The 23,816-nt window shown below is 64.9% G+C and carries 22 protein-coding genes, 1 pseudogene and 1 other annotated feature; of the genes and pseudogenes, 10 read left to right on the top strand and 13 right to left on the bottom strand.

What is annotated here, in order from left to right; genetic code table 11:
• Nucleotides 1-9: 9 nt before the first annotated feature.
• Nucleotides 10-384: a YXWGXW repeat-containing protein gene (locus AM586_RS21165; RefSeq protein ID WP_047824333.1), complete on the bottom strand. Its 375-nt coding sequence runs from the start codon at nt 382-384 to the stop codon at nt 10-12.
• 442 nt (nt 385-826) lie between these two features.
• Entirely contained in the window at nt 827-955 is a 129-nt protein-coding gene (locus AM586_RS29105) for a hypothetical protein (protein WP_257791525.1), read from the bottom strand.
• Nucleotides 956-1,123: 168 nt separating this feature from the next.
• Between AM586_RS29105 and AM586_RS21160 the strand changes: the two genes are divergently transcribed.
• Together AM586_RS21160 and AM586_RS21155 are read left to right on the top strand one after the other, a co-directional pair.
• Nucleotides 1,124-2,653, top strand: coding sequence for a hypothetical protein (locus AM586_RS21160; protein WP_047824336.1), 1,530 nt, complete (start codon nt 1,124-1,126; stop codon nt 2,651-2,653).
• Nucleotides 2,654-2,721: 68 nt separating this feature from the next.
• Nucleotides 2,722-3,777 (top strand): glycosyltransferase family 2 protein, encoded by a 1,056-nt coding sequence (locus AM586_RS21155; RefSeq protein WP_082439829.1) that lies wholly within the window; start codon nt 2,722-2,724, stop codon nt 3,775-3,777.
• Here the strand turns inward: AM586_RS21155 and AM586_RS21150 are convergent.
• The 4 genes and pseudogenes from AM586_RS21150 to AM586_RS21135 form a co-directional block, all read right to left on the bottom strand.
• A complete protein-coding gene (locus tag AM586_RS21150) occupies nt 3,756-4,097 on the bottom strand; it encodes an energy transducer TonB (protein ID WP_047824338.1) in 342 nt (113 codons plus the stop codon). The genes AM586_RS21155 and AM586_RS21150 overlap by 22 nt on opposite strands.
• 75 nt (nt 4,098-4,172) lie before the next feature.
• Entirely contained in the window at nt 4,173-5,969 is a 1,797-nt protein-coding gene (locus tag AM586_RS21145) for a methyl-accepting chemotaxis protein (protein ID WP_229411101.1), read from the bottom strand.
• Between the two features lie 344 nt (nt 5,970-6,313).
• Entirely contained in the window at nt 6,314-7,306 is a 993-nt protein-coding gene (dusA, locus tag AM586_RS21140) for a tRNA dihydrouridine(20/20a) synthase DusA (RefSeq protein ID WP_257791524.1), read from the bottom strand.
• 367 nt (nt 7,307-7,673) lie between these two features.
• Nucleotides 7,674-8,897, bottom strand: a pseudogene (locus tag AM586_RS21135) (IS3 family transposase).
• Nucleotides 8,501-8,617 (bottom strand) — a sequence feature (AL1L pseudoknot). It overlaps the preceding pseudogene by 117 nt.
• 572 nt (nt 8,898-9,469) lie before the next feature.
• On the opposite strand from AM586_RS21135, the gene AM586_RS21130 reads away from it, so the two are divergent.
• Both AM586_RS21130 and AM586_RS21125 read left to right on the top strand, forming a co-directional pair.
• On the top strand, nt 9,470-10,669 hold the full coding sequence (locus AM586_RS21130) for a flagellin (protein WP_047824343.1): 1,200 nt from the start codon (nt 9,470-9,472) through the stop codon (nt 10,667-10,669).
• 149 nt (nt 10,670-10,818) lie between these two features.
• Nucleotides 10,819-11,634 (top strand): hypothetical protein, encoded by an 816-nt coding sequence (locus AM586_RS21125; protein ID WP_229411103.1) that lies wholly within the window; start codon nt 10,819-10,821, stop codon nt 11,632-11,634.
• A 1-nt stretch (nt 11,635) separates the two neighbouring features.
• Here AM586_RS21125 and AM586_RS21120 read toward each other — a convergent pair whose 3' ends face one another.
• Genes AM586_RS21120 through AM586_RS21090 form a run of 7 tightly spaced genes read right to left on the bottom strand, consistent with a single transcriptional unit; the run spans nt 11,636 to nt 17,921 of the window.
• Nucleotides 11,636-13,729 carry a flagellar biosynthesis protein FlhA gene (locus AM586_RS21120; protein ID WP_047824348.1) on the bottom strand — a complete coding sequence of 698 codons (2,094 nt, stop codon included), beginning with the start codon at nt 13,727-13,729 and terminating at the stop codon, nt 11,636-11,638.
• Complete coding sequence (locus tag AM586_RS21115; protein ID WP_047824349.1) at nt 13,726-14,865, bottom strand: flagellar biosynthesis protein FlhB; 1,140 nt, start codon at nt 14,863-14,865, stop codon at nt 13,726-13,728. Before AM586_RS21115 ends, AM586_RS21120 begins: the two co-directional genes overlap by 4 nt.
• Complete coding sequence (gene fliR, locus AM586_RS21110) at nt 14,858-15,637, bottom strand: flagellar biosynthetic protein FliR (RefSeq protein ID WP_047824351.1); 780 nt, start codon at nt 15,635-15,637, stop codon at nt 14,858-14,860. Before fliR ends, AM586_RS21115 begins: the two co-directional genes overlap by 8 nt.
• An 11-nt stretch (nt 15,638-15,648) precedes the next feature.
• Entirely contained in the window at nt 15,649-15,918 is a 270-nt protein-coding gene (gene fliQ / locus AM586_RS21105) for a flagellar biosynthesis protein FliQ (protein ID WP_047824354.1), read from the bottom strand.
• Between the two features lie 15 nt (nt 15,919-15,933).
• A complete protein-coding gene (gene fliP, locus AM586_RS21100) occupies nt 15,934-16,710 on the bottom strand; it encodes a flagellar type III secretion system pore protein FliP (RefSeq protein ID WP_047824356.1) in 777 nt (258 codons plus the stop codon).
• Entirely contained in the window at nt 16,707-17,066 is a 360-nt protein-coding gene (locus AM586_RS21095) for a FliM/FliN family flagellar motor switch protein (RefSeq protein ID WP_047824358.1), read from the bottom strand. The genes fliP and AM586_RS21095 overlap by 4 nt, the downstream gene beginning before the upstream one ends.
• A complete protein-coding gene (locus tag AM586_RS21090) occupies nt 17,067-17,921 on the bottom strand; it encodes a hypothetical protein (protein ID WP_047824360.1) in 855 nt (284 codons plus the stop codon).
• Nucleotides 17,922-18,271: 350 nt separating this feature from the next.
• On the opposite strand from AM586_RS21090, the gene AM586_RS21085 reads away from it, so the two are divergent.
• From AM586_RS21085 to AM586_RS21060, 6 genes are read left to right on the top strand one after another with little or no spacing between them, the layout of a single operon-like run.
• Complete coding sequence (locus AM586_RS21085; RefSeq protein ID WP_047824362.1) at nt 18,272-18,616, top strand: flagellar hook-basal body complex protein FliE; 345 nt, start codon at nt 18,272-18,274, stop codon at nt 18,614-18,616.
• Between the two features lie 56 nt (nt 18,617-18,672).
• Nucleotides 18,673-20,373: a flagellar basal-body MS-ring/collar protein FliF gene (gene fliF, locus AM586_RS21080; RefSeq protein WP_047824365.1), complete on the top strand. Its 1,701-nt coding sequence runs from the start codon at nt 18,673-18,675 to the stop codon at nt 20,371-20,373.
• Nucleotides 20,354-21,376 (top strand): FliG C-terminal domain-containing protein, encoded by a 1,023-nt coding sequence (locus AM586_RS21075; RefSeq protein WP_047824366.1) that lies wholly within the window; start codon nt 20,354-20,356, stop codon nt 21,374-21,376. Before fliF ends, AM586_RS21075 begins: the two co-directional genes overlap by 20 nt.
• Nucleotides 21,373-22,053, top strand: coding sequence for a flagellar assembly protein FliH (gene fliH, locus AM586_RS21070; RefSeq protein WP_047824368.1), 681 nt, complete (start codon nt 21,373-21,375; stop codon nt 22,051-22,053). The genes AM586_RS21075 and fliH overlap by 4 nt, the downstream gene beginning before the upstream one ends.
• Nucleotides 22,050-23,366 carry a flagellar protein export ATPase FliI gene (fliI, locus tag AM586_RS21065; RefSeq protein WP_047824370.1) on the top strand — a complete coding sequence of 439 codons (1,317 nt, stop codon included), beginning with the start codon at nt 22,050-22,052 and terminating at the stop codon, nt 23,364-23,366. The genes fliH and fliI overlap by 4 nt, the downstream gene beginning before the upstream one ends.
• The gene (locus tag AM586_RS21060; protein ID WP_047824372.1) at nt 23,363-23,812 is read left to right on the top strand and encodes a flagellar FliJ family protein; all 450 of its coding nucleotides are present in this window, start codon (nt 23,363-23,365) and stop codon (nt 23,810-23,812) included. The genes fliI and AM586_RS21060 overlap by 4 nt, the downstream gene beginning before the upstream one ends.
• Nucleotides 23,813-23,816 lie beyond the last annotated feature (4 nt).

Here is a 23,816-nt window from a genome sequence, read left to right as displayed (position 1 = left end):
CGTGCATGCTTACGAACGGTGCGGATTGTTCGGGTGGTCGTCGACGCGGTTCGGCACGCCGTCGCCGTCGCGGTCGCCGTGACGCCAGCCGCCGCGCTCCAGGGTCCAGCCATTGTCGCCCTGGCGCCATTCCGGACGGTGGTAGGTGTAGCCCTTGCGGACTTTTTCGTAATGCCCTTTGACCCACACATAGCGGTGGCCGTTCCAGTTCCAGTAGCCCGGGGCCCATTCGTAGCCGCGGCGTGCATGCGGCACGGCTTCGTGGCGCGGCGCCGGCGGCGCGGTGCGGACGACCAGCACGTCACCTTTCGCGAAGGCCTGCGCCGGCACGAAGGCGGCGGTGCTGATCAGGGCTGCGGCAGCGGCACAGAGGATTCGTTTCATGATGCTTCTCCTTTCGGTTGGTGTGAATCCACTATAGCGACCTGAACCACGAAGCAGTGGTTTTGATGCAAGTGCTTACAACCGAAACAAGACGCCACAGATGTGTAACAGAAAGCGTATGCGTGTTGCGCGAGCTTAAGGAAATTTCGATTCTGGATGGAATTGCCCCTGTCGCCGCTCAATCCAGCTTCCGCTTGTGCTTGTTCCGACAAGGCCGAACTCGTACCGTCGGGTTACCGAACCCGCTTCAGCGTCCGCCTGGCGCACGGCGGGCGCCGGGTCCTCCTCGCGCTTCCGACCGGAATCCTGCCATGAAACTGCGCTTCAAGCCGCTGCTCTGCACCCTGTGTCTTCCCATGCTCGTTGCAGCAACCCGAGCGGGCCCGATTTCACGCCGCCCTGCCCTTCCTGCCCTTCCTGCCAGGCCGGCCTGGCCGCGCAGCTACAGCAGTTTCACGCAGGCCGGGAACGATGCCGGCAAAGCCGCATCTACGCCGGTGTGCACTGGCCATCCGACAAGACCGCCGGCCTCGCGGTCGGCCACCAGGTGGTGGATTACGTGTTCAGGCATGGACTGGTGCGACCGGCGCCGTAAGCGGCAAACGGACCGCGCAGCCGGTTCAGGTTTTCAAAACCCGTACAAAAGTACTAGCGAGTTTAGGCAGTTGTAACTTCACGATCGTGCAGGCAGCAGATAGGATCACTCCATTGATATCGATGTCCAATCCGGCAACTCGACATGGTCCGAATCCTGCAGCTGAGCAAGACCAGCCTCGTCGCCTTCGCGGTGTTCGTCGTGCTGCTGACCCAGCTGCCGCTGACCGACCCGGATTACTTCTGGCACCTCAAAACCGGCGAGTATATCGTCGCTCACGCAGCACTGCCGGCTGGCGATGTCTTTTCGCATACCCGGGCGGGACATCCCTGGGTCTTGCACGAGTGGCTGTTCGAGGTGCTGCTGTACGCGACCTCCGCCGGGCTCGGCACGACGGGCGTGCGCCTGCTGGCCGCAACGCTGATCGTGAGCGCGCTGGCCATATCGTTCACGACAGCGCGCCGCCTGGCCAGCGCGGCGACCACCTGGCCGCCGCTGCTGATCGGGGCATACGCCTTTGCCGCCGCCATGTCGCCGCGGCCGCAACTGCTCACCTATGTGTGCTTCGCAATCTACCTGGCGGTATTGCTCCGCTTTAAGTACGAGCATGCCACCAGGCCCCTTGTCGTCCTGCCCTTCGTCATGGTGGTGTGGGTGAATGCGCACGCCGCGTATGCGGTCGGGATCGCCCTGCTGCTCTTGTTCACCGCGTGCGAGTGGATGGCGTGGGCGGGCGGACCGGCGCGCGATCCGGCCGCGAAGCGGCGGCTGGTGCGCCTGTCACAGGCGGTGTTCCTGGTCGTGATCGCCAGCCTCGCGAATCCCGGGCTGTTCGAGCGCTGGCTGTACCCGCTGCAGGTGGTCGGCATGCAGGTCAACCAGCTGATCCAGGAGTGGCAGAGCCCGGATTTTCACGACGCCCAGTCGCAGGCTTACCTGTTGCTGGTGCTGATGTTCTTCGTGGCGGCCGTCTACGGCGCGCGCAAGCCCGACCTGACCGAACTGGCGCTGCCGCTGGTCTTTATCGTGGCCGGCTACATCTCCAAACGCCATGTGCCGCTGGCCGTGCTGGTGCTGGTCCCGTTCACCGCGCTGGCCCTGGCGCGCGGGCCGTCCGCCGCCCTCAAGGCCTTCGTCCTCGGACTGCGGCCGGTTCGCTGGTACATGGCGCGGCGCGGCCATGGCCAGGAGCTCGGCAAGTATGAATACGGGCTCAACTGGCTGGTAGCGTGCACGATCGCCCTGTGCCTGCCCGCCTATGTGCATGGCGAACAGACGCAGGCGGAACGCCGGCCCGGCAAGGTGCTGGCCGAAGGCGCGGTCGATTTCATCGTGGCGCACGGATTGGGCGGCAAGCTGCTCAACGAATACGGCGATGGCGGCTACCTGATCTACCGGCTGGCGCCGCATGCCAGGGTCGCGGTGGATGGACGGGCCGACATGTATGGCGACAAGTTCATCAAGGAATACCTGCGCGTCTACCAAGGGGCGGACGGCTGGCAGGCGAAGTTCGAACGCATGGGGGTCGACCTGGCCGTGCTGCCGCTCGACGCGCCGATCCGCCAGCTGCTGCTGGAAAACGGACGCTTTCACGAGCTCTACCGTGACAAGCATTATTCGGTGCTGCAGCCCGTCCTGGCGCGCGTGGCCGGCCGGCGGGCCATGGCCGACTGAGCGGCAGGATGGCGGCGCGGGCCTGCGACTGGGCTGGCATGGGATTTTTCTGGCGGGAGGGCCTGACGATGCATCCAAACGAACTCGAACAGCTGCGCGCGCGCGACACGAGAACCTTGTCGGTTGTGGTCCCGGTGTTCAACGAGCAGGAAGTGCTGCCCGAATTCCACGCCCGGCTCAGCGCGGTGCTCGACGGGCTGGCGCTGCCCGCCAAGATCATCTACGTCAACGACGGCAGCATCGACGCCACGCTGGACGCGATCCGCCAGCTCGCCGAGCACGACGCGCGCGTGATGCTGGTCGACCTGTCGCGCAACTTCGGCAAGGAGATCGCGCTCACGGCCGGTCTCGACCATGCCGACACCGATGCCGTGGTCGTGATCGACGCCGACCTGCAGGATCCTCCCGAACTGATTCCCGAGCTGGTCGCGCACTGGCTCGACGGCTACGACGTCGTGTACGCCAAGCGCACCTGCCGCAACGGCGAGAGCGCGGCGAAAAGACTGACGGCCTTCCTGTTCTACCGGCTCATCCAGAAAATGAGCCGGGTGCGCATCCCGGAAGACACCGGCGACTTCCGGCTGCTCAGCCGGCGCGCGGTGCACGCGGTGTGCCAGATGCGCGAGCAGCACCGCTTCATGAAGGGCATGTTCGCGTGGATCGGCTATCCGCAGAAAGCGGTGCCCTACCAGCGTGCACCACGCCATGCCGGCGCCAGCAAGTGGAACTATTGGAAACTGTGGAACTTTGCACTGGAAGGCATCACGTCGTTCAGCTGCATGCCGCTCAAGGTCGCTACGTATGTCGGCCTGTGCAGTGCCTCGGGCGCGTTCGCCTATGGCCTGTACATCGTGGTGCGCACGCTTGTCGTCGGCAATCCCGTGCCGGGCTATCCCTCGCTGCTGACGGCCATCATGTTCCTCGGCGGCCTGCAACTGTCCAGCATCGGCATCATCGGCGAGTATCTTGCCCGCATGTTCGACGAGAGCAAGCAACGGCCCTTGTATTTCCTGAAGGACGGGGTGCCGTGCAGCACGGTGTGCCCTCCTGAACGACAAACCGGCCACGCGGGCCGGTTTTCGTACTGCGGGGAGGAAGCAGATCAGTCCAGCTTCCAGGCGTAGTCGACCTTGGTCCAGGTCTGGGCCGGCGCGCCATCCTTGGTGCCCGGCTTGAACTTGCAGGCCGACAGGCCTTTCAGGGCTGCCTTGTCCAGGCCTTTGAAACCGCTCGACTTTTCCAGCTTCGAATCGGCCACGGAGCCGTCGGCGTTGATCTGGAACGACATCGAGGTCACGCCCTGCTCTTCGTTCATCAGCGACGCTTTCGGGTACTCGACCTTGCACTTCGACGGATCGAAGCTGGCCGGGGTTTCGGCGGCGGCGGCGAAGCCGGAAACGGACAGGGCGGCGAGCAGGCTGACGGCAAATTTCTTGTTGGACATTTTTGTTTCCCCTAAATAATAAAGTTTTTTTTAAACGCCGGTGTCCTCACCGGCTATTTGACGAGCCGTCCTGGCTCAGAATTCTTCCCAGTCGTCGCTGGCGGCGGCCGCTGCGACCTTCTTCGAGGTCGACGACGGGCTGTCCGCTGCCGGCGCCTGCTGGTCCGCAGCCTTGGGCTTGCGGGCGGGAGGTTTCTTCAGTTGCGGCGCTGCCGCTTGCGGACGGGCCGGACGGGCGATTACGGCGCGGGTCGCCACGGCGGTCAAGGCCGCTGCCGGGGCCGACGCTGCGGCCGCGGCTTCTTCGCCTTCGGCCAGCTTGAAGATGCTGACCACACGCTGCAGCTCGGCAGCCTGGTCCTGCAGGCTCTGGAAGGCCGCGGCGGCCTGCTCGACCAGGGCGGCATTCTGCTGGGTCATGCCGTCCATCTCGATGATCGACAGGTTGACCTGCTCGATGCCGGCGCTCTGCTCGGCGCTGGCGGCAGCGATGTCGCTCATGATGTCGGTCACGCGCTTGACGCTGTCGACCACTTCTTCCATGGTCACGCCGGCCTGGCCGACCAGCTTCGAACCACGGCCGATCTTCTCGACGGAGTCGCCGATCAGGGTCTTGATCTCTTTCGCTGCCGCAGCCGAGCGCTGGGCCAGGTTACGCACTTCCGATGCGACGACGGCAAAGCCGCGGCCCTGCTCGCCGGCGCGGGCCGCTTCGACGGCGGCGTTCAGCGCCAGGATGTTGGTCTGGAAGGCGATGCCGTCGATCACGCCGATGATGTCGGCAATCTTGCTGGCCGAGCTGTTGATCTCGCCCATCGTACCCACCACCTGCGACACCACTTCGCCGCCCTTGCGCGCCACGTTCGATGCGGTCGCCGCGAGCTGGTTGGCTTCACGGGCGTTGTCGGCGTTCTGCTTCACGGTCGAGGTCAGCTCTTCCATGGCCGAGGCGGTCTTCTCCAGCGAGCTGGCCTGCAGTTCGGTACGCGAGGACAGGTCGACGTTGCCGGCGGCGATTTCGCGCGACGCGGTGGTGATGGTGTGGGTGCCACGACGGACCTGGCTGACGATGTCGACCAGGCTATTGCGCATCTGTTTCATTTCGCTCAGCAGGCTGCCGCGGTCCGAAGACTTGGTATTGATCGCGATCGACAGGTCGCCCTCGGCGATGCTGGTGGCGATCTTCGAGGTGTAGCTCGGCTCGCCGCCCAGCTGCTTCAGCAGGCCGCGCGTGATCACGGTAGCGGCTGCCACGCCCAGGCCAACGGCCAGCGCCAGCAGGACCAGCATGAAGTTACGGGCGCTGCCGAACTGCGCTTCGGCGTCGGCCTGGGCCTGGTTGTTCTGCTTGTCTTCCAGCGCACCCAGTTGGTCCAGCGCTTCCAGCCACTTCTTCTGGGCCGGACGGATTTCCTTGACCATCACGCGGGTCGCGTCCATCGCGTTGTTGGCGAGGTAGAGTGCCGATGCCTTGGCGATGGCCGGCATGGCCACACCTTCCGCGTCCTTGATCTGGCCCAGCAGGGTCTTCTCTTCAGCCGATGCTTCCAGAGAGAACTTTTCAGCCAGCTTCTGCTGTAAGGCGTCGTACTTGGCGGTCTGTTCCTTGAACTTGTTCAGTTCCGGTTCCATGTCGGTCGGATCAGTCATCAGGGTCAGAGTGCGCAGCGAGCCGACGCGTTCGCTCACATTGTTGCGCATGTCGACGACCAGGCGGGTCACGACATTGTTCACGCTGACGACGTGGTCGAGGCGGTTCTGGATCTGCGCCATGCGCACGATGCCCACCACGGTGAGAATGACCATCAGCACGAGCACGAGCGCAAAGCCCAGCCCCAGACGCATGCCGACCTTCATATTGGATAGATTCATTGACTGTCTTCCCTGTTTCTTCAAATGATTGGATCGCCCGGAACCGCTGCACCGCGCGTCACTTTATTGCCAAAAGCTCAACTTCTCCTTGAACTTTCGTGTGTTTCCGTCAGGATAAATCAAAACACTGCAATTGCAGTTGGTAAACCTGATCCTGCTCAATACTGTTTCGCTACTACAACAATATTGGGGCGCATGCTGGGAGAAGAGCCCAAATTATGGGTCTATTCTTGCTGTTGAGCAAGGAAAATGGCGTTGAGCGGCTGTCTATACAACAGCGTTAGTGTGGGATCTGGATGAATCGGCGGCCCTGCCTGGCGCCACCGTAACAAAAAATCAATGAATCAGGCTGCCTTGCGCAGGCGTCCGGCGGCCTCGAGCAGGAGTTCCGGATTGCCTTCGGCGAGGCGGCGCGAGTCCGACAGCAGCTGGCGGAAACCGCGCGCGCCCGGCAACCCGGCCATCAGGCCCAGCATGTGGCGGGTGATGCTGTTCAGGCGCAGGCCCAGCGGACCGTAGCGTTCCAGTTGCCCGCGGATGTAGGGGATCATTGCTTCGAGCACCTGTTCGCGCGAGGCCGGCGCGCGGCTCTCGTCGCCGTAGAAACGCGCATCCCAGTCGGCCATCAGCCAGGGGTTGTGATAGGCCTCGCGCCCGATCATCACGCCGTCGACGTGGGCCAGGTGGCTTTCGATCTCGTCGTTGGTCTTGATGCCGCCATTGATGATGATCTCCAGCTCCGGGAATTCGCGCTTGAGCTGGTAGGCCACGGCATAGCGCAGCGGCGGGATCTCGCGGTTTTCCTTGGGCGACAGGCCCTTCAGCACGGCGTTGCGGGCGTGGACGATGAAGGTGTTGCAGCCGGCATCGGCGATGGTGCCGACGAAGTCGCGCACGAAACCGTAGTCCTCGTCGTAGTCGATGCCGATGCGGTGCTTGACGGTGACGTCGATCGAGACGGCATCGCGCATCGCCTTCACGCAATCGGCCACCAGCTGCGGCTCGTTCATCAGGCAGGCGCCGAACGCGCCCTTCTGCACGCGCTCGGACGGGCAGCCGCAATTCAGGTTGATCTCTTTGTAGCCCCACTGCTCGCCGAGCTTCGCGCTCTTCGCCAGGTCGGCCGGCTCGCTGCCGCCCAATTGCAGGGCGACCGGGTGCTCGACCTCGTCATAGCGCAGGTGGCGTTCGACATCGCCGTACACCAGCGCGCCGGTCGTCACCATCTCGGTGTACAGCCAGGTGTGGCGGGTAATCTGGCGATGGAACACGCGGCAGTGGCGGTCGGTCCAGTCCATCATGGGTGCTACAGATAATTTTCGCTTGCTGTATTTCATCAAAATCCTAGTTTTCCCTCTGAGAGGCATCAAGCCTACTTCCCTCAGTTTCCCGCAAACTGCCCTGCTTTCTCCCTCTCGTTGCTACAAATTTGCTACAGATGGCTTCGATACTTAAAGTCGGGGACGCCTGGCGCGCACAAATCCGCCGCAAAGGGCACAAGTCCATTTCGGAAACTTTTTCAACGAAGGCGCAGGCCGTCGCGTGGGCTCGGAAGATCGAGGCTGAGATGGATGCCCGACGCTTCAACGACACTCGTGGGCTAGCGAATCTTACCCTAAAAAACCTCATCGATTGGTACTTCGAAGAAATCGGGAGCGCCCATCCTGAACCGCCCTGGCTTTCGTGGAGGCGGGTTGATGTGAGTCAGGCCGGTATGGCTTGACTGCTCAGTTGCTCGTAATAGTTTGCCTCAGCTTCCACCGGCGGTATATAGCCGAGTGGTTCGAGCAGACGGTGGTGATTAAACCAGGACACCCATTCCAGCGTGACCAGTTCGACGGCCTCACGTGTCTTCCAGGGAGCGCGGCGGTGGATCAGCTCAGCCTTGTCGAGCCCATTGATGGTCTCGGCCAAGGCGTTGTCATAGCTGTCACCCCTTGCTGCCCATAGAGGGCCCAATGCCAGCTTCTGCGAGACGCTCGCTGTACCGAATCGACACATATTGGGAACCTCTGTCGCTATGATGGACCAATGCGTTTCGTTCCGGCTGACGCGCGTACAAGGCCTGTTGCAAGGCATCCAGCACAAAGTCGGTTCGCATCGAACTGCTCACGCGCCAGCCGACGATGCGCCGGGCAAAGACGTCGATGACGAAGGCGACGTACACGAAAGCCTGCCAGGTCGAGACGTACGTAAATCCGAGACCCACAGCTGGTGCGGCCGCTGCGCCTTGAATTGACGGTTGCCCCGATCGAGCGAGTACGGCGTCTTTGCATCGGCAACCGTCGTGCGCACGACCTTACCGCGCACTACACCTCGCAGTCCAGCTTTTCGCATCAGTCGCTCCACAGTGCAGCGAGCTACGTCAGTTCCTTCACGCCGCAGTTGGCGCCGTACCTTGTCGGCCCCGTATACCTGCAGGTTCGCCTGCCAAACCCGTTCAATCTCGACGCTCAGCACGTCGTCACGCTGACACGGGCACAGCGCAACGCCGGATTGCACTGCTGCGCCGCGTGTCGCCAGTAGCCCGACTGCGCGCCCTGCATCACCCTGCAGATCGGCTCGACACCGTAGGCATGGCGGTACTGGTCGACGAATTTCTTCACGACTTGAAACGGCGGTCGAGCTCCGCCTGGGCGAAAAACGTACTCGCCAGACGCAGAATTTCGTTTGCCTTGCGCAGCTCGCGTACTTCTCGATCTAGCGCCTTGATGCGCTCATCTTCGGGCGTGGTCGGCCCAGGACACTGGCCGGTATCACGCTCTTGCTGGCGTACCCAGCGGCGCAGCGTTTCAGGTATGCAGCCGATCTTGGCCACAATGGATTCGATCGCCGCCCCCCTGTGAACTGTATTCACTGGCGGCCACGCTGACCATGTGCACGGCGCGTTCGATGACTTCGGGGGGAATACTTGGGTTGCTTCTTCATGACTCCATTTTCTCAAACAATGGAGCCTCTACAAAACTCGGGGCGGTTCATTCGCGACATAGCGGTGTATTTGGACAAACTGCGTACCCCAACTGCCGCTACTTAGTCCGGCCCTGCCGGGTCGCCCGGCCAGCGGGCGTCATCACGAAGGCCCCAGCGCGGCTTCAAAAAACCGTAGTACGCCTGCTTCCCCGACTGCACCGCCGTTGCTACGGCCGGCTTCCGGCGGTCTCGACGAAAACTCACTGCTACAAAACTGCTACAGCCCAGTCACCTATCTCTCTGTGCAGCCGGCCTCTTCGGTCCAGTCCGTTATCGGGGAATCGAGAGGCGGCGGCTGGGGAAGCGGAAGATTTGATCGGACACGAATCTGCATAGATGGAACGCAGAGGCGACATGATACGCAAATCTTCTAAGTGGCGTCAGGAAAGAGGCCGGCGCGGTCCAGGCAAAAAATATTCTAAAAATTTCCACCTGGCATTTAATGCCCTGAAGAAATTGGTCGTCTTGTACTTGTGAGAGCGCGACAAACGTAGCTCCAACCAATTACCAACCGATACTAGGAGTTCACCATGCTGAGCCTTCACACCAACAACGCAGCGCTGTCCGCACAGAGCTCGATCACCCGTACCCAGACCAGCCTGTCGACCTCGATGGCCCGCCTGTCGACCGGTTACCGTATCAACTCGGCCATGGACGACGCCGCCGGCCTGCAGATCGCCACCCGCCTGAAAGCCCAGTCGAGCGGCATGGCCGTTGCAATGCGCAACACCCAGAACGCGACTTCGATGATGCAGACCGCCGAAGGCGCGCTGGGTGAAGCCAGCAACATCCTGGTCCGTATGAAGGACCTGGCGACCCAGGCAGCCGACGCTTCGTCGAACGGCGCCGACAAGGATGCCATGCAGTCGGAATACGACGCCCTGGCTGGCGAACTGACCAACATCGTCGGCAACACCTCGTTCGGCGGCGCCAAACTGCTGAACAACAAGGCTTCCGCCAGCGACGTGTCTGACGCCCTGGCCAAGAAAACCACTGCGACCGATGCGTTGGCTGCTGCCATGGTGGACTACGGCGTACAGCCGGACCCTAGCGCCACCCCACCGGTCGCGGGCAGCGGCAAGCTTAAGGCTTACTACGACGCGGACGCTGCATTCACTGCCGACCCCACCAATCAGTCTTTGGCTGATGCAAAGATCCTCGCCAAGCAGGATTTGAACATCTCGGCTGACAAAGTGGCCAAAGCCACCGCGGACGTCACCGCTGCAACCGCTTCCTACAACGCTACCCTGGCATCCAGCACCGGCGACACGCCGGGCAAATTCAGCGCTGGCCTGAGCTTCCAGATCGGCGCCTCGAGCAGCGAAACCATGAGCCTGGATCTGTCGGCACAAGTCTCGGCCATGCACTCCGCCCTGGGCACCATCAGCTCGAAATACAACGGCTTCGGCACCCCTGCCGCCGGCACCGGCACTGAGCTGACTGCCGCTGGTTCTGCGAACACTACTGTCGACAACCTGCAGAAGGCAATCGACGCGCTGGGTTCGGTGCGTTCCTCGCTGGGCGCCGCCGCCAACCGCCTCGACCACGCCTACACCAACCTGGCCAACGTCAGCAGCAACACTCAGGCCGCCGCCGGCCGCATCATGGACGTCGACTTCGCCACCGAATCGTCGAGCATGACCTCGAACCAAATGCTGCTGCAAGCCGGCACCGCCATGCTGAAGCAGTCGAACAGCATGTCGTCGATGGTCATGTCCCTGCTGCAGTAATCGCGGGGCCGTCAACAGCCACGTTCCCGGACTAACCCAGTCGGGAGTCCTCAAAGGCCAGCCTTGCGGTTGGCCTTTTTACTTGCTACCCTGCCTCTGCCATGGCCTCCCTGTTCTTCCCTCCGCTCGTTTCATCGGTGTTGCCCGCAGTGCCTGCCGGGCCCTCGCTGCCGGTCGGTCCGGTGGCCGCGGTCGTCCCAGCCGCCCTGCTGGCCGGGATGGATTCGCTGCCGCTGCCCTTGCCGGGATCGCAGCCGGCATCCGGCCAGGCGTCCGCAGCCAGCGCCGACGGGATGCCGGACGGCGCCGCGATGCGCCCGGACCAGCTCATGATGTCGCGCCAGCTGACCTGGCCGAGCCAGGATGGCGGCACGCTCGCCAGCTCCTGGCGCAGTATGGTACGCAACTACGGCGCCCAGCTCGCGAACCGCGAACTGCAGGAACGCCCGGGACAGCTGCCGGCCGCGATGCTGCTGGCTGGCCAACTAGGTAGCCAGGACCCGCGCGTCCTGCGCCAAGCCGACCTGGCCGGCATCCCGCTCGACGCCTGGCGCTTCACCGTGCATACGGGCAGCGCCCAGGACCAGCACTTGCGGGTGGTGCAACAGGATCAGGAACCCCCGCAACAGCAGCGCCGCCGCCGCTCGCGCGCCGCCCTGCGCCTCGAACTGGTGTTGCAGGATGGCACCGTGGTGACAGTGCAGGCCGAGCCGGTGCCTGACGGCGTGCTGCTGGAATTGTGTGCGGCGGATGCGGGCAGCGCGGCGCGCCTGCGTGCGTTGCAGCCGGAGCTCGAAGCGGCGGTGGCGCGCGCGGGCTTGCGCGTGCTGGGATGGACGTACCGCGACAGCCTGCCGCCGGGACTGTCCCACATCCGCTTGCCTTCGGTGGATGCGGCATCGGCACTCAGCCTGCCGGTGTTCCGGGCGATGGCGGAGCTGGCGCTGCTGTTACCGGCACATTGAATCAACCGACCGTGCCGATGATCGAGACTTCGCGGTTTTCCGGAATCTCGTTATACGACAGCACGTGCAGGCCCGGCGCGAACAGGCGCGCGTAGCGGGCCAGCAGCGGGCGCACCTGCGGCAGCACCAGCAGGAGCGGCGGCGTGTGCTGCTGCTTCATCTGTTCGCGCGCCACCGGCATGTTCAGCTGCAGCTGGGACAGCAGTTGCGGGTCGATCGGGTAGTTATCGAGCGTGACCTTGCCGCCGTTGTTCTGGCGCGCCTGGTTCAGCGAACCGAGCAGCATGTTCTCGAGGTCGCCGGACAGGTTAAACGCCGGCATGTCCTTCTTCTTGCCGTACAGGCCGGCCACGATCTGGCGGCGCAGCGCGCAGCGCACCTCGGCCGCCAGCAGGATCGGATCCTTGGTGGTTTCCGAGCTGTCCAGCAGCGTGGTGGCGATGACGACGATGTCCTTCAGCGACACGTTCTCGGCCAGCAGGACGCGGAACACGCGCAGCAGCTGGGTATGCGTCAGCGCCTTGTCCAGCGCCGCCGCCAGCTTCGGCGACAGCGCCGTCAGGCGTTCCAGCAGCGCCGGCACGTCATCGTGGCGGAACAGTTCCGACAGGTAGTCCTTGGCCACCTTCGATGCGTGGGTCGCGATGGCGCTGGCCACCTCGACCACCTGGTAGCCCTGGCCCAGCGCGTGCGCTTTCTGCTCGGGCTCGATCCAGGTCACCGCCATGCCGAAGGCCGGCTCGATCCCGGGGATGCCGTCCAGCTGGCCATACACGGTCGGCGACGGGATCGCCATCAGGCATTCCGGCTGCACCTCGCCCTCGGCCACCACGGTGCCGTTGACGGCGATCGAATACTGGTTCGGGCGCAGCGTCAGGTCGTCGCGCACGCCGATCGCCGGCAGCAGCAGCCCCATTTGTTCGGACAGGCTCTGGCGCACGCCCTTGATACGCTTGGATAAGACTTCACCCTGGGCCCGATCGAGCAGGTGAACCAGCTTGTAGCCGACCGCCACCGAGATCGGCTGCACCACCGGCAGCTGCTGCCAGTCGAGTTCCGGCGCGCGGTCGTCGCGCAGCGCGGCCTCGATCGCGGCCAGGTTCTCGGTCTCCGGCTCCTTGACCTCGCGCGTCAGCTTCCAGCCGACGTAGCCCAGGGCGGCGGCGAACACCGTGAAGAAGAACCACGGCATGCCCGGCACCATGGCCAGGGCGATCATCACGCCGGCGGCCGAGAACAGCACGTTCGGCTGGGCCAGCAGCTGGCCGCCGATCTGCTTCTCGAAGTCGCCCGAGTCGCTGATGCGGGTCACCAGGATCGCGGCCGCGGCCGACAGCAGCAGCGCCGGGATCTGGGCCACCAGGCCGTCACCGATGGTCAGCAGCGCGTAGGCGCGGAAGGCGTCGCCGAACGACAGGTTGTGCATCAGGGCGCCGATCGCGACGCCGCCGATCATGTTGATCAAGAGGATCAGGATCGAAGCGATGGCGTCGCCGCGCACGAACTTCGAGGCGCCGTCCATCGCGCCGTAGAAGTCGGCCTCCATGGCGACGTCCTTGCGGCGCTGCTGTGCCTTTTCCTGGTTGATCAGGCCAGCGTTCAGGTCGGCGTCGATCGCCATCTGCTTGCCGGGCAGCGCATCGAGCGTGAAGCGCGCCGATACTTCCGAGATGCGTTCGGAACCCTTGGTCACCACCACGAAGTTGATGATCATGAGGATCACGAACACCACGATGCCGACCACGAAGTTGCCGCCGATGACGACGTTGCCGAAGGCCTCGATCACGTGGCCGGCGGCCGCCGAGCCCTCGTGGCCGCGCAGCAGCACCACGCGGGTCGAGGCCACGTTCAGCGCCAGTCGCATCAGGGTCGTGCCGAGGATCACGGTCGGGAACACCGAGAAGTCGAGCGGGCGTCTGCTCGACACGGAGACCAGGATCACGATCAGCGCCAGCACGATGTTGAACGTGAACAGCACGTCCAGCAGCGCCGGCGGCAGCGGCAGCATGATCATCGCCAGCAGCGTCAACAAAAACACCGGAGTGGCGATCTTCTGCCGGCGCAGCTCGACCATCAAGCTGTTAATCAGGTTCATGTTGCGGATACCTCACTCAAATGTCCAGGGACGTCGACTTCATTCGGGAACCGTGGGGGCGCCTGGCGCCGGCCTGCACGGAATGCGTTCAGTTGCAGCACGTAGTTCAACACCTGCGATACCGCCTGGTAGAGCTGGGCCGGGATCTGCTGCTGGACCTGGCTGGTGTTGTAGATCGCGCGCGCCAGCGGCGGCAGCGAGACCGTCTCGATCTGGTGCTTCGCCGCGACCGCCTTGATGTACAGGGCCATCTCGTCGACGCCCTTGGCCACCACGAACGGCGCCTCGGCGCGGTTGCTGTCGTACTTCAGCGCGACCGCGTAGTGCTCGGGGTTGACGATCACCACGTCGGCGGTCGGCACGGTCTTGTTCACATTGCGCCGCGCCAGCTGCTGCTGCAGCTGGCGGATGCGCCCTTTCACCTCGGGCTTGCCCTCGGTGCTCTTGTATTCTTCCTTCACTTCCTGCTTGCTCATGCGCTGGTTGCGCGCGAACAGGAAGGCCTGCAGCGGCACGTCGATCAGCGCGAACAGCACGAACACCGCGGCCAGCGACATCAGGCCGTCGAACATCAGCCCGCTCCCGCGCACCAGCGCGTCCGACAGCGGCAGGCGCTGCAGGTCGACCCAGGCATCCACGCCGGAGCGGCCCACGTGCACCAGCACGATGCCCAGCATCAGGGCCTTGCCTAGCGAGGTCGCGAACGTCGACCAGTGCTTGCCGGAGGCCAGCTGGCCCAGGTTCTTCACCGGCGAGAAGCGGCCGAAGTCCGGCGCCAGGCTGCTCGTCGAGAACACCCAGCCGCCCGGCACCATGCTGGCCACCACCACCGCCAGCGGCACGCCCAGCAGCGGCAGCACCATCTTCACCAGCAGCATCGCCGCGTTGCCGAACACGATCGACAGCGCGTTGTCCATCGTCCCCGCCTCGCCCAGCGGCACGTAGACCAGCCGGAACAGGGCGCGGAAGGATTCCAGGTAATCGGGCAGCAGGAACACGAAGATCTTCAGGCTGGCCAGGATGCCGACCGCCGTCGCCACGTCGCGCGAGCGGACCACCTGCCCCTGTTCGCGCGCCTTCTTCAGCTTCTGGGCCGAGGCCTTTTCTGTCTTGTCGCCGCCGGTGCCTTCAGCCATGCGCCGCCCTCATCTGCTGCTGGAGCATCTCCAGCACCTGGTTGGTCATTTGTACGTAGTGCTCGGGGACGAAGCGCACGACCTGCACCAGCATCATCAGGCCGAACAGCGTCACCAGCGAGAAGCCGAGCGAGAACAGGTTCAGCGAAGGCGCCACCCGGTTCAGGAAGCCGAAGCCGATCTGCACCACCATGGTCGAAAAGATGATCGGCAGCGCCAGCAGGATCGCGGCGGAGAACACCCAGCCGACGTTCAGCGACACGGCCTGCAGCAGCAGCGGCGCGTAGCCGGAGCCCACCGGCCAGGCGCGGAAGCTCTGCCCCAGCACGCCGACCAGCACCAGATGGCCGTCGATGCCGAAGAACACCAGGATCGCCACCAGGCCCAGCAGGCCCGAGACCACGTCCGACTGCTGGCCGTTGACCGGGTCGTTCATCTGCGCCATCGAGAAACCGATCTGGCTCGAGACCAGGAAACCCAGCATCGACACCACCGCCATCGTCAGCTGCATCGCCAGCCCGATGACGCCGCCGATCACGGCCTGCTCGACCATCGCGATGACCCCGGCCAGCGAAAACGGATCCGGCATCGCCGCGCCTTTCGTCATCGGCAGCATCATGAAAGCCAGCGCCACCGACAGCAGCGCGCGCACGGGCAGCGGCACCAGTCCTTCGCCCATCACCGGCGCGGTCGACAGCATCGCCATGCTGCGGCAGAACGGCCACCACAGGGCATGGATCAGCGGCAGCAGCAGGCCGACGACTTCGAGCATCGGTCCGCGCCCTATCCCACCAGCTGCGAGGCGCGCTGGAACACGGCCACGCAGTAGTCCATCATCTTGCTGGTCATCCAGTGACCGGCCACGATCAGCGCCACCAGCGTCACCAGCAGGCGCGGCAGGAAGCTCAGGGTCTGTTCGTTGATCTGGGTGGCGGCCTGCACGAGCGCGACGATCACGCCGGCCACCAGGCCCGGCAGCACCAGCACCATCACCAGCAGCATCACCAGCTGCAGGGCTTCGACGATCACGTCGACGGCGATATCAGGAGTCATATGGATAGAAGTACTTCAGAATCCGTGGATGCTGCCGACCAGGGTATTCACGGTCAGGGTCCAGCCATCGACCAGCACGAACAGCAGCAGCTTGAACGGCAGCGAGATCACCAGGGGCGACAGCATCATCATGCCCATCGCCATCAGCACCGACGACACCACCAGGTCGATGATCAGGAAGGGAATGAACAGCATGCAGCCGATCTGGAACGCGCTCTTGAGCTCGGACAGCACGAAAGCGGCCAGCTTGACGGTGAACCCGCGCTGCATCGGCGCCATCTCGGGCGCTTCGCCCGCCAGGTGCGCGACCTGCAGCAGCGCGGCCTTGCTGGTCTGGGCCAGCATGAAGCGCGACAGCGGCACCTCGGCGGTCTTGAGCGCCTGCTCCAGCGTGATCTTGTCCTTGTCATAGGGAACGAAGGCTTCGTTCCAGATCTGCTCGCCGACCGGGCGCATCACCAGCAACGTCAGGATCAGGGCGACGCCCGTGACGATCCGGTTGGGCAGGCCCTGCTGCAGGCCCAGGGCCTGGCGCAGCAAGGACAGCACGATCACGAAACGCGTGAAGCTGGTCATCATCATGACCATCACCGGCAACAGCCCGAGGATGGTCATCAGGACCAGGATCTGCGATTTCACGGTCAGGCCGCTGCCCGTGCCCGGGATGATCCCCGGCAGCAGGTCCGGGTTCTGCGGTGCGGCCAGCGCGCCGCCGGCGGCCAGCAAAAGAACCGCGCCGGCGAGGACCGGCGCACCGCGGCGCAACACCGCGCCGCCCTGCTTGAACGTCATGGTGCGATCAGGTCCAGGTTGAGCCCGTCGAGATCGATCACCTTGAGACCGTACTGCTCCCCGGCGACCACCACTTCGGCGCGGCCGATGGCGGCGCCGTTGACCTTGATGACCAGCGGCTCGCCGGCCATGGCGTCCAGCGGGATCACGGAGGTCGGGCCGATGTCCATCAGTTCCTGCAGGGAGATGCGGGCCGAGCCCACTTCCAGCGTCAGGGTCACGGGGATGCGGCGCATCATCTGCGGCAGCCGCGCCTTGGGCGCAGCCGGCGACACTGCGGCCGCGCCTTCGTCGGCGGCCAGGTCGTCGATGATGATGTCGCCGCCGGCGATCTGTTCGTTCAGGTTCATGTCCATTTATTCGGCATCTTCAAAAGAGGTTAAACACAGCTTTCCCTTGTACTCGGCCACGGCCGCCGTAAACAGGCGGGCTTCGTCGAGCAGCACGTCGGCGCGGCCGACATTGACCGGGACCACGTCGTCCACATTGAGGTCGAACAGTGCTCCCAGCGTCATTTCCTTGGTAACCAGTACGCCATCGAGCTTCACCTGCAGCTTCGACGACAGCGGTTCGGACGGCCCACGCGCGGCGCGCGGACGCTGGTTGTCCGGACGCAGGGTGCCGAGAATGGTCGCCATCAGGCCCTGGTCCGGTGCGATCCAGAACTGGCCAGTTGCTCCATTGGCATCGCGGACCTGCACGCGCAGTGCCCAGGCGCTCTTGCCCGGCATTGGCGAACTTGCCACGGCGCCGGCCGGGACCGGTTTCGGCGCCACCTCCATTGCAAGACTGACAGCGACGCGTCCATACAACAGATCGACCATGTGTTGCGTCAACACGACGACGAGGCGGTCTTCGGTGGCGGTGACGCGGACGCTTTCCGGATCCTGCTGAGTTGCGCCAGCGCTACGCCCACCGTAGCGTCGCTCCAACAGTGTCAGCAATAAGCCACGCTCGAAGGCCACAGAAACCGTGCCCATCGTGCCCGCGGCAGCCATCCAGCGCAGGGTTCCCTGCTGCGGAGCGCGGCCGAATTCGACGGTATCGAGGCGCCAGCCGCCCCAGTAACGGCGGGCGCCGCCTTGCATGGCAGCGTCCAGGTCATCCTGCAGGCGCGCTGCGAAGAGCGGCAGCAGATGCACCGGACGCCCTAGCAGAGCGGGGTCGAGTACCTGGTGCTGCGGGGTGGTGTCAGGGTGTGCGATGGGCATGAAAGAATTAACAATTCAATAAGCAGGAATGCCTTTGTTTCATTCCTCTGGGCAACAATTATACCTGTTAAATTGTGTCGCGGCGTTTGAGATTCCTCTTTGAATTCGCCGTTGCCGTACGGTAAGATGCTCCTATTCGGCGTCGGAACAGGAATATCCTCCCTAGGAAAATCAAACGCCGTCGGTATTCTCCCCGGTTCCGCACAGGAAACCAAGTCTCGGACAGACGCTGAAAATTTAACAATTACCAGTCAGCAAACAGAATTCTGAAACATTGACACCAAGCAACACTGTAAAATCGTTACTAACCGTTACACGCATCACACACAAGCATGGGAGTGGAAAACACGATGGCAACTGAACTTGCTGGTCTGATCCGGGCCGATCTGGCCAATTTGACCAACGATGCCAGCCGCCTTGCGGTGGCGCCTGCGCTGGATGCCGGACTGGCCAGCCAAGGCCCCGCCAATGGCCAGTTCTCGTTCGCGCAGAGCATGAAGGATGCCCTGTCCGGCGTCGACAACGAACAGCGCGCGGCCGAAGACAAGATGGCCGCCGTCGACAGCGGCAAGAGCGACGACCTGGTCGGCGCGATGCTGTCGTCGCAGCAGGCCAACCTTTCGTTCTCGATGCTGATGCAAGTCCGTAACAAGGTGATGGGCGCCATGGACGAACTGCTCAAGCTGCCCGTCTGACCAGGAAGACCCCTACCGTGATTGCTGCCCTCAAATCCGCCCTCGGCGGGAAACGCATGCCGACGCTGCCGCCGGCGCTCTCGAAAAACCTGACCCCCATGCTGGTGCTGGCGATCGCCATCACCGCCGCGGTCACGCTGTTCATGTGGAGGGACCAGGCGGATTACAAGCCGGTCTTCGGCGCGCACGAGAAAGTCGCCGCCACCGACATGATGAGCGTCCTCGAAGCCGAACACATCGGCTACCGCGTCCACCCGGACAGTGGCCAGGTGCTGGTCCCCTCCTCCCAGCTGGGCAAGGTGCGCATGCTGCTGGCCGCCAAAGGCGTGACCGCGCAGCTGCCGGCCGGCCTGGAACTGATGGACAAGAGCGACCCGCTGGGTGTGTCGCAGTTCGTGCAGGACGTGCGCTTCCGGCGCGGCCTGGAAGGCGAGCTGGCGCAGTCGATCCAGACCATCGACGCGATCGCGTCGGCGCGCGTGCACCTGGCGATCGCCAAGTCCACCTCCTTCGTCGCCAGCGACGGCGACAAGTCCTCGGCCTCGATCGTGGTCGCCCTCAAGCCGGGCCACACCCTGTCGAACGAGCAGATCGCCGCGGTCGTGAACCTGGTCTCGGGCAGCGTGGCCAGCTTGGCCCCGAAACGCGTGTCGCTGGTCGACCAGAACGGCAATTACCTGTCCTCGCGCGTCGACCTGAGCGACGGCTTCGACGGCGCCGCCCAGAGCGACACCGCGGCCAAGCACTTCCAGGACGAGGTGCGCGCCAACGTCAACGAGCTGCTCGGTCCGGTCCTCGGCGCCGACAACTTCAAAGTGAGCGTGACCGCCGACGTCGACAACGACAAGATCGAAGAGACCCAGGAGAAGTACGGCGAAGCGCCGAAGGTCACCAGCGAAGCGATGCGCGAAGAGATGGAAAAGAGCCGCATGGCGCTCGGCGTGCCGGGCACGCTGTCGAACCGTGCGCCGGTGTCCGCGAATCCGCCGGATCCGAATGCCGCGAATGCCGCGACCGATCCGAATGCCGCCAAGCCGGACGACGGCAGCGCGCGCAAGAACGCAACCACCCGCCAGTACGCCTATGACCGTGCGATCACCCAGATCAAGCGTGCCCGCGGCCGCCTGAAGAAGCTGTCGGTGGCGGTGGTGCTGAACAACGCCAGGGCCGCGTCGCCGAAGAGCGGCTGGACCCCGAACGAGATCGCCAACATCGACAAGATCCTGCGCGGCGGCCTCGGCATCGATGCCACCCGCGGCGACGTGCTGGCCGTGTCCTCGCTGAGCTTCCCGGCGCCGGCCCCGGTCGAGCCGTGGTACCAGCAGCGCGACAACGTGGTCGACATGACCGGCTGGGCCGCCTGGATCGTGGGCGCGCTGTTCGCCTGGTTCGCGGTGCTGCGTCCCCTGATGCGGATGCTGACCCAGAAGGTCGCGCCGCAGGCGGCGGGAGCGGCAGGCCTGGCCCAGTTGCCGGGCGCCGCCGGCGCCCCCGCCCTGCCGGGCAATGCCGCCGCGCTGGCCGCGCCGGCCGGCGCAGCCGCAGGAACGGCGATGGCGCTGCCGGCGGGCGCAAGCGCCGCGGACAGCATGATGACGGTCCAGCCGCTGCTGGAAAACTTTGATTTGCCCCCGGCCGGATCGGCCGTGGACGTGATGGTGGATCACCTGAAGAATCTGGCGGGCAAGGAGCCGGAGCGGGTGGCGGAAGTGGTCAAACAATGGGTGCAGAAGAAAAATGGCGGATCTGAACAATAACGACGTGCAGGAAGTGGCGCTGACCCCGGTCGAACAGGCTGCGATCGTGCTGCTGTCCATCGGCGAAGAGCCCGCCGCGGCCGTGCTGCGCTGCCTCGAGCGCGAGGAACTGATCGAGCTGACCCAGGTGATGAGCCGGATGAGCGGCATCAAGGTCGACGCCGTGAAGAACTCGATCCAGAAGTTCTTCGACGACTACCGGCAGCAGAGCGGCCTGCACGGCGCCTCGCGCAGCTACCTGAAGCGTTCGCTCGACCTGGCGCTGGGCAGCGAGATCGCCAACAGTGTCCTGAACACGATCTACGGCGACGCCATCCGCCCGATGATGGCGCGCCTGCAGTACGCTTCGCCGAAATGGCTGGCCGAGTACATCGCCGCCGAGCACGTGCAGATGCAGGCCGTGTTCCTGGCCTTCCTGCCGCCCGCGCTGGCCGGCCAGATCATCGATGCGCTGCCGGAAGAAGGCCGCGAGCTGGTCTTGCTGAACCTGGCGCGCCTGGAAGAGATCGACCGCGACCTGCTGTCCGAACTGGAAGAGCTGGTGACCCGCTGCCTGTCCGCGCTCGACACCCAGAGCTCGGCCGTGGAAGGCGTGCGCCAGGCCGCCGAGATCCTCAACCGCCTGCCGAACAACCGCGCCGAGATGGTCGAACTGCTGCGCGCCCACGATCCCGAGGTGGTGTCGCAGATCGAGATGTCGATGTACGACTTCTTCATCCTGTCGAAGCAGTCCGAGCAGACCGTCACCCGCCTGCTGGACGAGATCCCGCTGGAGCAGTGGGCCGTCGCGCTCAAGGGCGCCGAGCCGGCGCTGCGCGACGTCATCCTGGGCGCGATGCCGAAGCGCCAGGCGCAAAGCTTCGAAGACCTCATGCGCCGTTCCGGCCCGGTGCCGATGTCGCGCATCGAGCAGACCCGCCGCGAGATCATGGCCGCGGTCAAGGACCTGGCCGACAACGGTGAAATCGAAGTCCAGCTGTTTGCCGAGGCGACTGCCGAATGAAGCAGTTCCGGCCTTATCACTTTCCGCCGCTCGCCAAGTTCATGGCGGCTGCCGCCAGCAATGCGCCTTCCGCGACCGCACAGCAGGATTGGGAAGGCGCGATGGCCGACGGTTATCGCCAGGGCCAGCAGGACGGCTACGACGCCGGCCTCGAACAGGGCCGTGCCGACGGCTTCGACGCCGGTCACGAGGATGGCGTGGCGCGCGGCTACGAGGAAGGCCTGCGGCGCGCGATGGCCGAGTTCGAGGCAATGTCCAAGCCGGTGGACGCGATGCTGCGCGGTCTCAAGAAGCTGAAGACCGAATACATGAATACCCAGCGCAACGAGGTGGTGGACCTGGTCGGCAAGATCGCCCGCCAGGTGATCCGCGCCGAGTTGGCCCTGCAGCCGGTGCAGATGCTGGCGCTCGTCGACGAGGCGCTGACGGCCATGCCGCCGACCCGCGACGAGATCGAGGTCATGCTGAATCCGGAAGAACTCAAGCGCATCCAGGAACTGGACCCGAAGCGGGCCAAGAAATGGAACCTGATGGCCGACCCGCGCCTCGAGCCGGGCGAATGCCGCGTCAAGGCCGGCGACCACGAAGTCGATGCCGGCTGCCAGGGCCGCCTCGCCGCCTGCATGGAGCAGGTGCGTGAAGGCCTGGCTGCCGCCGACGTCAAGGAGGGTGCATGAGCGCACTGGCCCAGACCCTGCGCGCGCTCGACATCGGCGCGGTGCCGGTGGCCACGCCCACCGGGCGCCTGGTCGCGGTGCAGGGCCTGCTGCTCGAAAGCGTCGGCGTGCGACTGCACACCGGCCAGCGCTGCCGCGTCGAACTGGTCGACGGCGACTGGCTGGACGCGCAGGTCGTCGGCTTTCGCGACAAGGTCACCTACCTGATGCCGTTCAAGAAGTCCGACGGCCTGGTGACCGGCGCCCGCGTACTCCCGGCGACCGGCCCGTCCAGCATCCAGATCGGCCCCTCGTGGATGGGCCGCATGGTGAATGGCCTGGGGGAGCCGATCGACGGCCTGGGCCGCCTCGGCGGCGACCAGACCCTGCCGACCACGCCGCCCAAGGTGAATCCCTTGCGAAAAGCGCCGGTCGAGGAACCGCTGGACGTCGGCGTGCGCGCGATCAATTCGATGCTCACGATCGGCAAGGGCCAGCGCGTCGGCCTGATGGCCGGCTCCGGCGTCGGCAAGTCGGTGCTGCTCGGCCTGATCACGCGCCAGACCGTGGCCGACGTGATCGTGGTCGGCCTGATCGGCGAACGTAACCGCGAGGTGCGCGAATTCGTCGAGAAGTCGCTCGGCCCCGAAGGCCTGAAGCGCGCCGTGCTGGTCGTGGCGCCGGCCGACGAATCGCCCCTGATGCGCGTGATGGCGACCGAGCTGTGCCACTCGGTGGCGGCGCACTTCCGCGACCGCGGCCAGAACGTGCTGCTGCTGTGCGACTCGCTGACCCGCTACGCGATGGCGCTGCGCGAAGTGGCGCTGTCGCTGGGCGAGCCGCCGGCCACGCGCGGCTACCCGCCGTCGGTATTCTCGCACTTGCCACAGCTGTGCGAGTCGGCCGGCAACGGCGAGTCCGACACCGGCAGCATGAGCGCCATCTATACGGTGCTGGCCGAAGGCGACGACCAGCAGGACCCGGTGGTCGACAGCGCGCGCGCGATCCTCGACGGCCACATCGTGCTGACCCGCGAGCTGGCCGAGCGCGGCCACTACCCGGCGATCGACGTGGCCCAGTCGATCAGCCGCTGCATGGCCCAGGTGGTCACGCCGGAACATGCCCAGGCGGCGCGCCGACTGAAGGCCGCGATGGCGAAGCACGCGCGCGTGCGCGACCTGATTCCGCTCGGCGCCTACCAGCCGGGCGCGGATCCGGAAACCGACCGCGCGGTGAAACTGCATCCGCACATCGAGTCCTTCCTGTGCCAGGGCACGAAAGAAGATGCGCCCTTCGGCCCCTGCGTCGAGCAGCTGATGGCGATGATGGCATGAGCAAACAGAACACCATAACGAGCCTCGGCACCCTGGTGCGCCTGCGCAGCACCGAAGTCGAACGCCTGCAGGCCGAGCTGGCCAAGCAGGAAGCGATGCGCGCGCGCTACCAGGCCACCGTCGAGCGCCTGACGGATCTGGCGGTCGGCAGCGGCCCCTCGGGCAAGCCCGCAGGACCGCTGCCGCTGTCGCCGGCGCTGGCGGTCAACTGCGGCAACTACAAGCAGGCCGTGTTCGCGCTGGCCGACACCCAGCGCACCGACCTGCACCTGCACGAAGCCAACATGGCGGTCTCGCAGCGCCACCTGGCCCAGGCCTGGACCCGTCGCGAACTGCTCGGCAAGGTGCTGTCCCAGCACGAGACGGCGTTCGCGCGCGAGCAGGACCGCGTCCAGCGCAAGCAGGAAGATGAAATCGCCACGCAGTCGTGGCTGGCAAATCAATAAGGAG

The organism is Massilia sp. WG5 (genome assembly GCF_001412595.2).
In the GTDB taxonomy this organism is placed as follows: domain Bacteria; phylum Pseudomonadota; class Gammaproteobacteria; order Burkholderiales; family Burkholderiaceae_D; genus Telluria.
This window is presented reverse-complemented; position numbering and strand designations above follow the sequence as displayed.

Bases quoted from the DNA above. Each gene is read 5' to 3' on its own strand.
- AM586_RS21165 (WP_047824333.1), bottom strand. From the start codon at position 384: ATGAAACGAATCCTCTGTGCCGCTGCCGCAGCCCTGATCAGCACCGCC.
- AM586_RS29105 (WP_257791525.1), bottom strand. From the start codon at position 955: ATGCCTGAACACGTAATCCACCACCTGGTGGCCGACCGCGAGGCCGGC.
- AM586_RS21160 (WP_047824336.1), top strand. From the start codon at position 1,124: ATGGTCCGAATCCTGCAGCTGAGCAAGACCAGCCTCGTCGCCTTCGCG.
- AM586_RS21155 (WP_082439829.1), top strand. From the start codon at position 2,722: ATGCATCCAAACGAACTCGAACAGCTGCGCGCGCGCGACACGAGAACC.
- AM586_RS21150 (WP_047824338.1), bottom strand. From the start codon at position 4,097: ATGTCCAACAAGAAATTTGCCGTCAGCCTGCTCGCCGCCCTGTCCGTT.
- AM586_RS21145 (WP_229411101.1), bottom strand. From the start codon at position 5,969: ATGAATCTATCCAATATGAAGGTCGGCATGCGTCTGGGGCTGGGCTTT.
- dusA (WP_257791524.1), bottom strand. From the start codon at position 7,306: ATGAAATACAGCAAGCGAAAATTATCTGTAGCACCCATGATGGACTGG.
- AM586_RS21130 (WP_047824343.1), top strand. From the start codon at position 9,470: ATGCTGAGCCTTCACACCAACAACGCAGCGCTGTCCGCACAGAGCTCG.
- AM586_RS21120 (WP_047824348.1), bottom strand. From the start codon at position 13,729: ATGAACCTGATTAACAGCTTGATGGTCGAGCTGCGCCGGCAGAAGATC.
- AM586_RS21115 (WP_047824349.1), bottom strand. From the start codon at position 14,865: ATGGCTGAAGGCACCGGCGGCGACAAGACAGAAAAGGCCTCGGCCCAG.
- fliR (WP_047824351.1), bottom strand. From the start codon at position 15,637: ATGCTCGAAGTCGTCGGCCTGCTGCTGCCGCTGATCCATGCCCTGTGG.
- fliQ (WP_047824354.1), bottom strand. From the start codon at position 15,918: ATGACTCCTGATATCGCCGTCGACGTGATCGTCGAAGCCCTGCAGCTG.
- fliP (WP_047824356.1), bottom strand. From the start codon at position 16,710: ATGACGTTCAAGCAGGGCGGCGCGGTGTTGCGCCGCGGTGCGCCGGTC.
- AM586_RS21095 (WP_047824358.1), bottom strand. From the start codon at position 17,066: ATGGACATGAACCTGAACGAACAGATCGCCGGCGGCGACATCATCATC.
- AM586_RS21090 (WP_047824360.1), bottom strand. From the start codon at position 17,921: ATGCCCATCGCACACCCTGACACCACCCCGCAGCACCAGGTACTCGAC.
- AM586_RS21085 (WP_047824362.1), top strand. From the start codon at position 18,272: ATGGCAACTGAACTTGCTGGTCTGATCCGGGCCGATCTGGCCAATTTG.
- fliF (WP_047824365.1), top strand. From the start codon at position 18,673: ATGCCGACGCTGCCGCCGGCGCTCTCGAAAAACCTGACCCCCATGCTG.
- AM586_RS21075 (WP_047824366.1), top strand. From the start codon at position 20,354: ATGGCGGATCTGAACAATAACGACGTGCAGGAAGTGGCGCTGACCCCG.
- fliH (WP_047824368.1), top strand. From the start codon at position 21,373: ATGAAGCAGTTCCGGCCTTATCACTTTCCGCCGCTCGCCAAGTTCATG.
- fliI (WP_047824370.1), top strand. From the start codon at position 22,050: ATGAGCGCACTGGCCCAGACCCTGCGCGCGCTCGACATCGGCGCGGTG.
- AM586_RS21060 (WP_047824372.1), top strand. From the start codon at position 23,363: ATGAGCAAACAGAACACCATAACGAGCCTCGGCACCCTGGTGCGCCTG.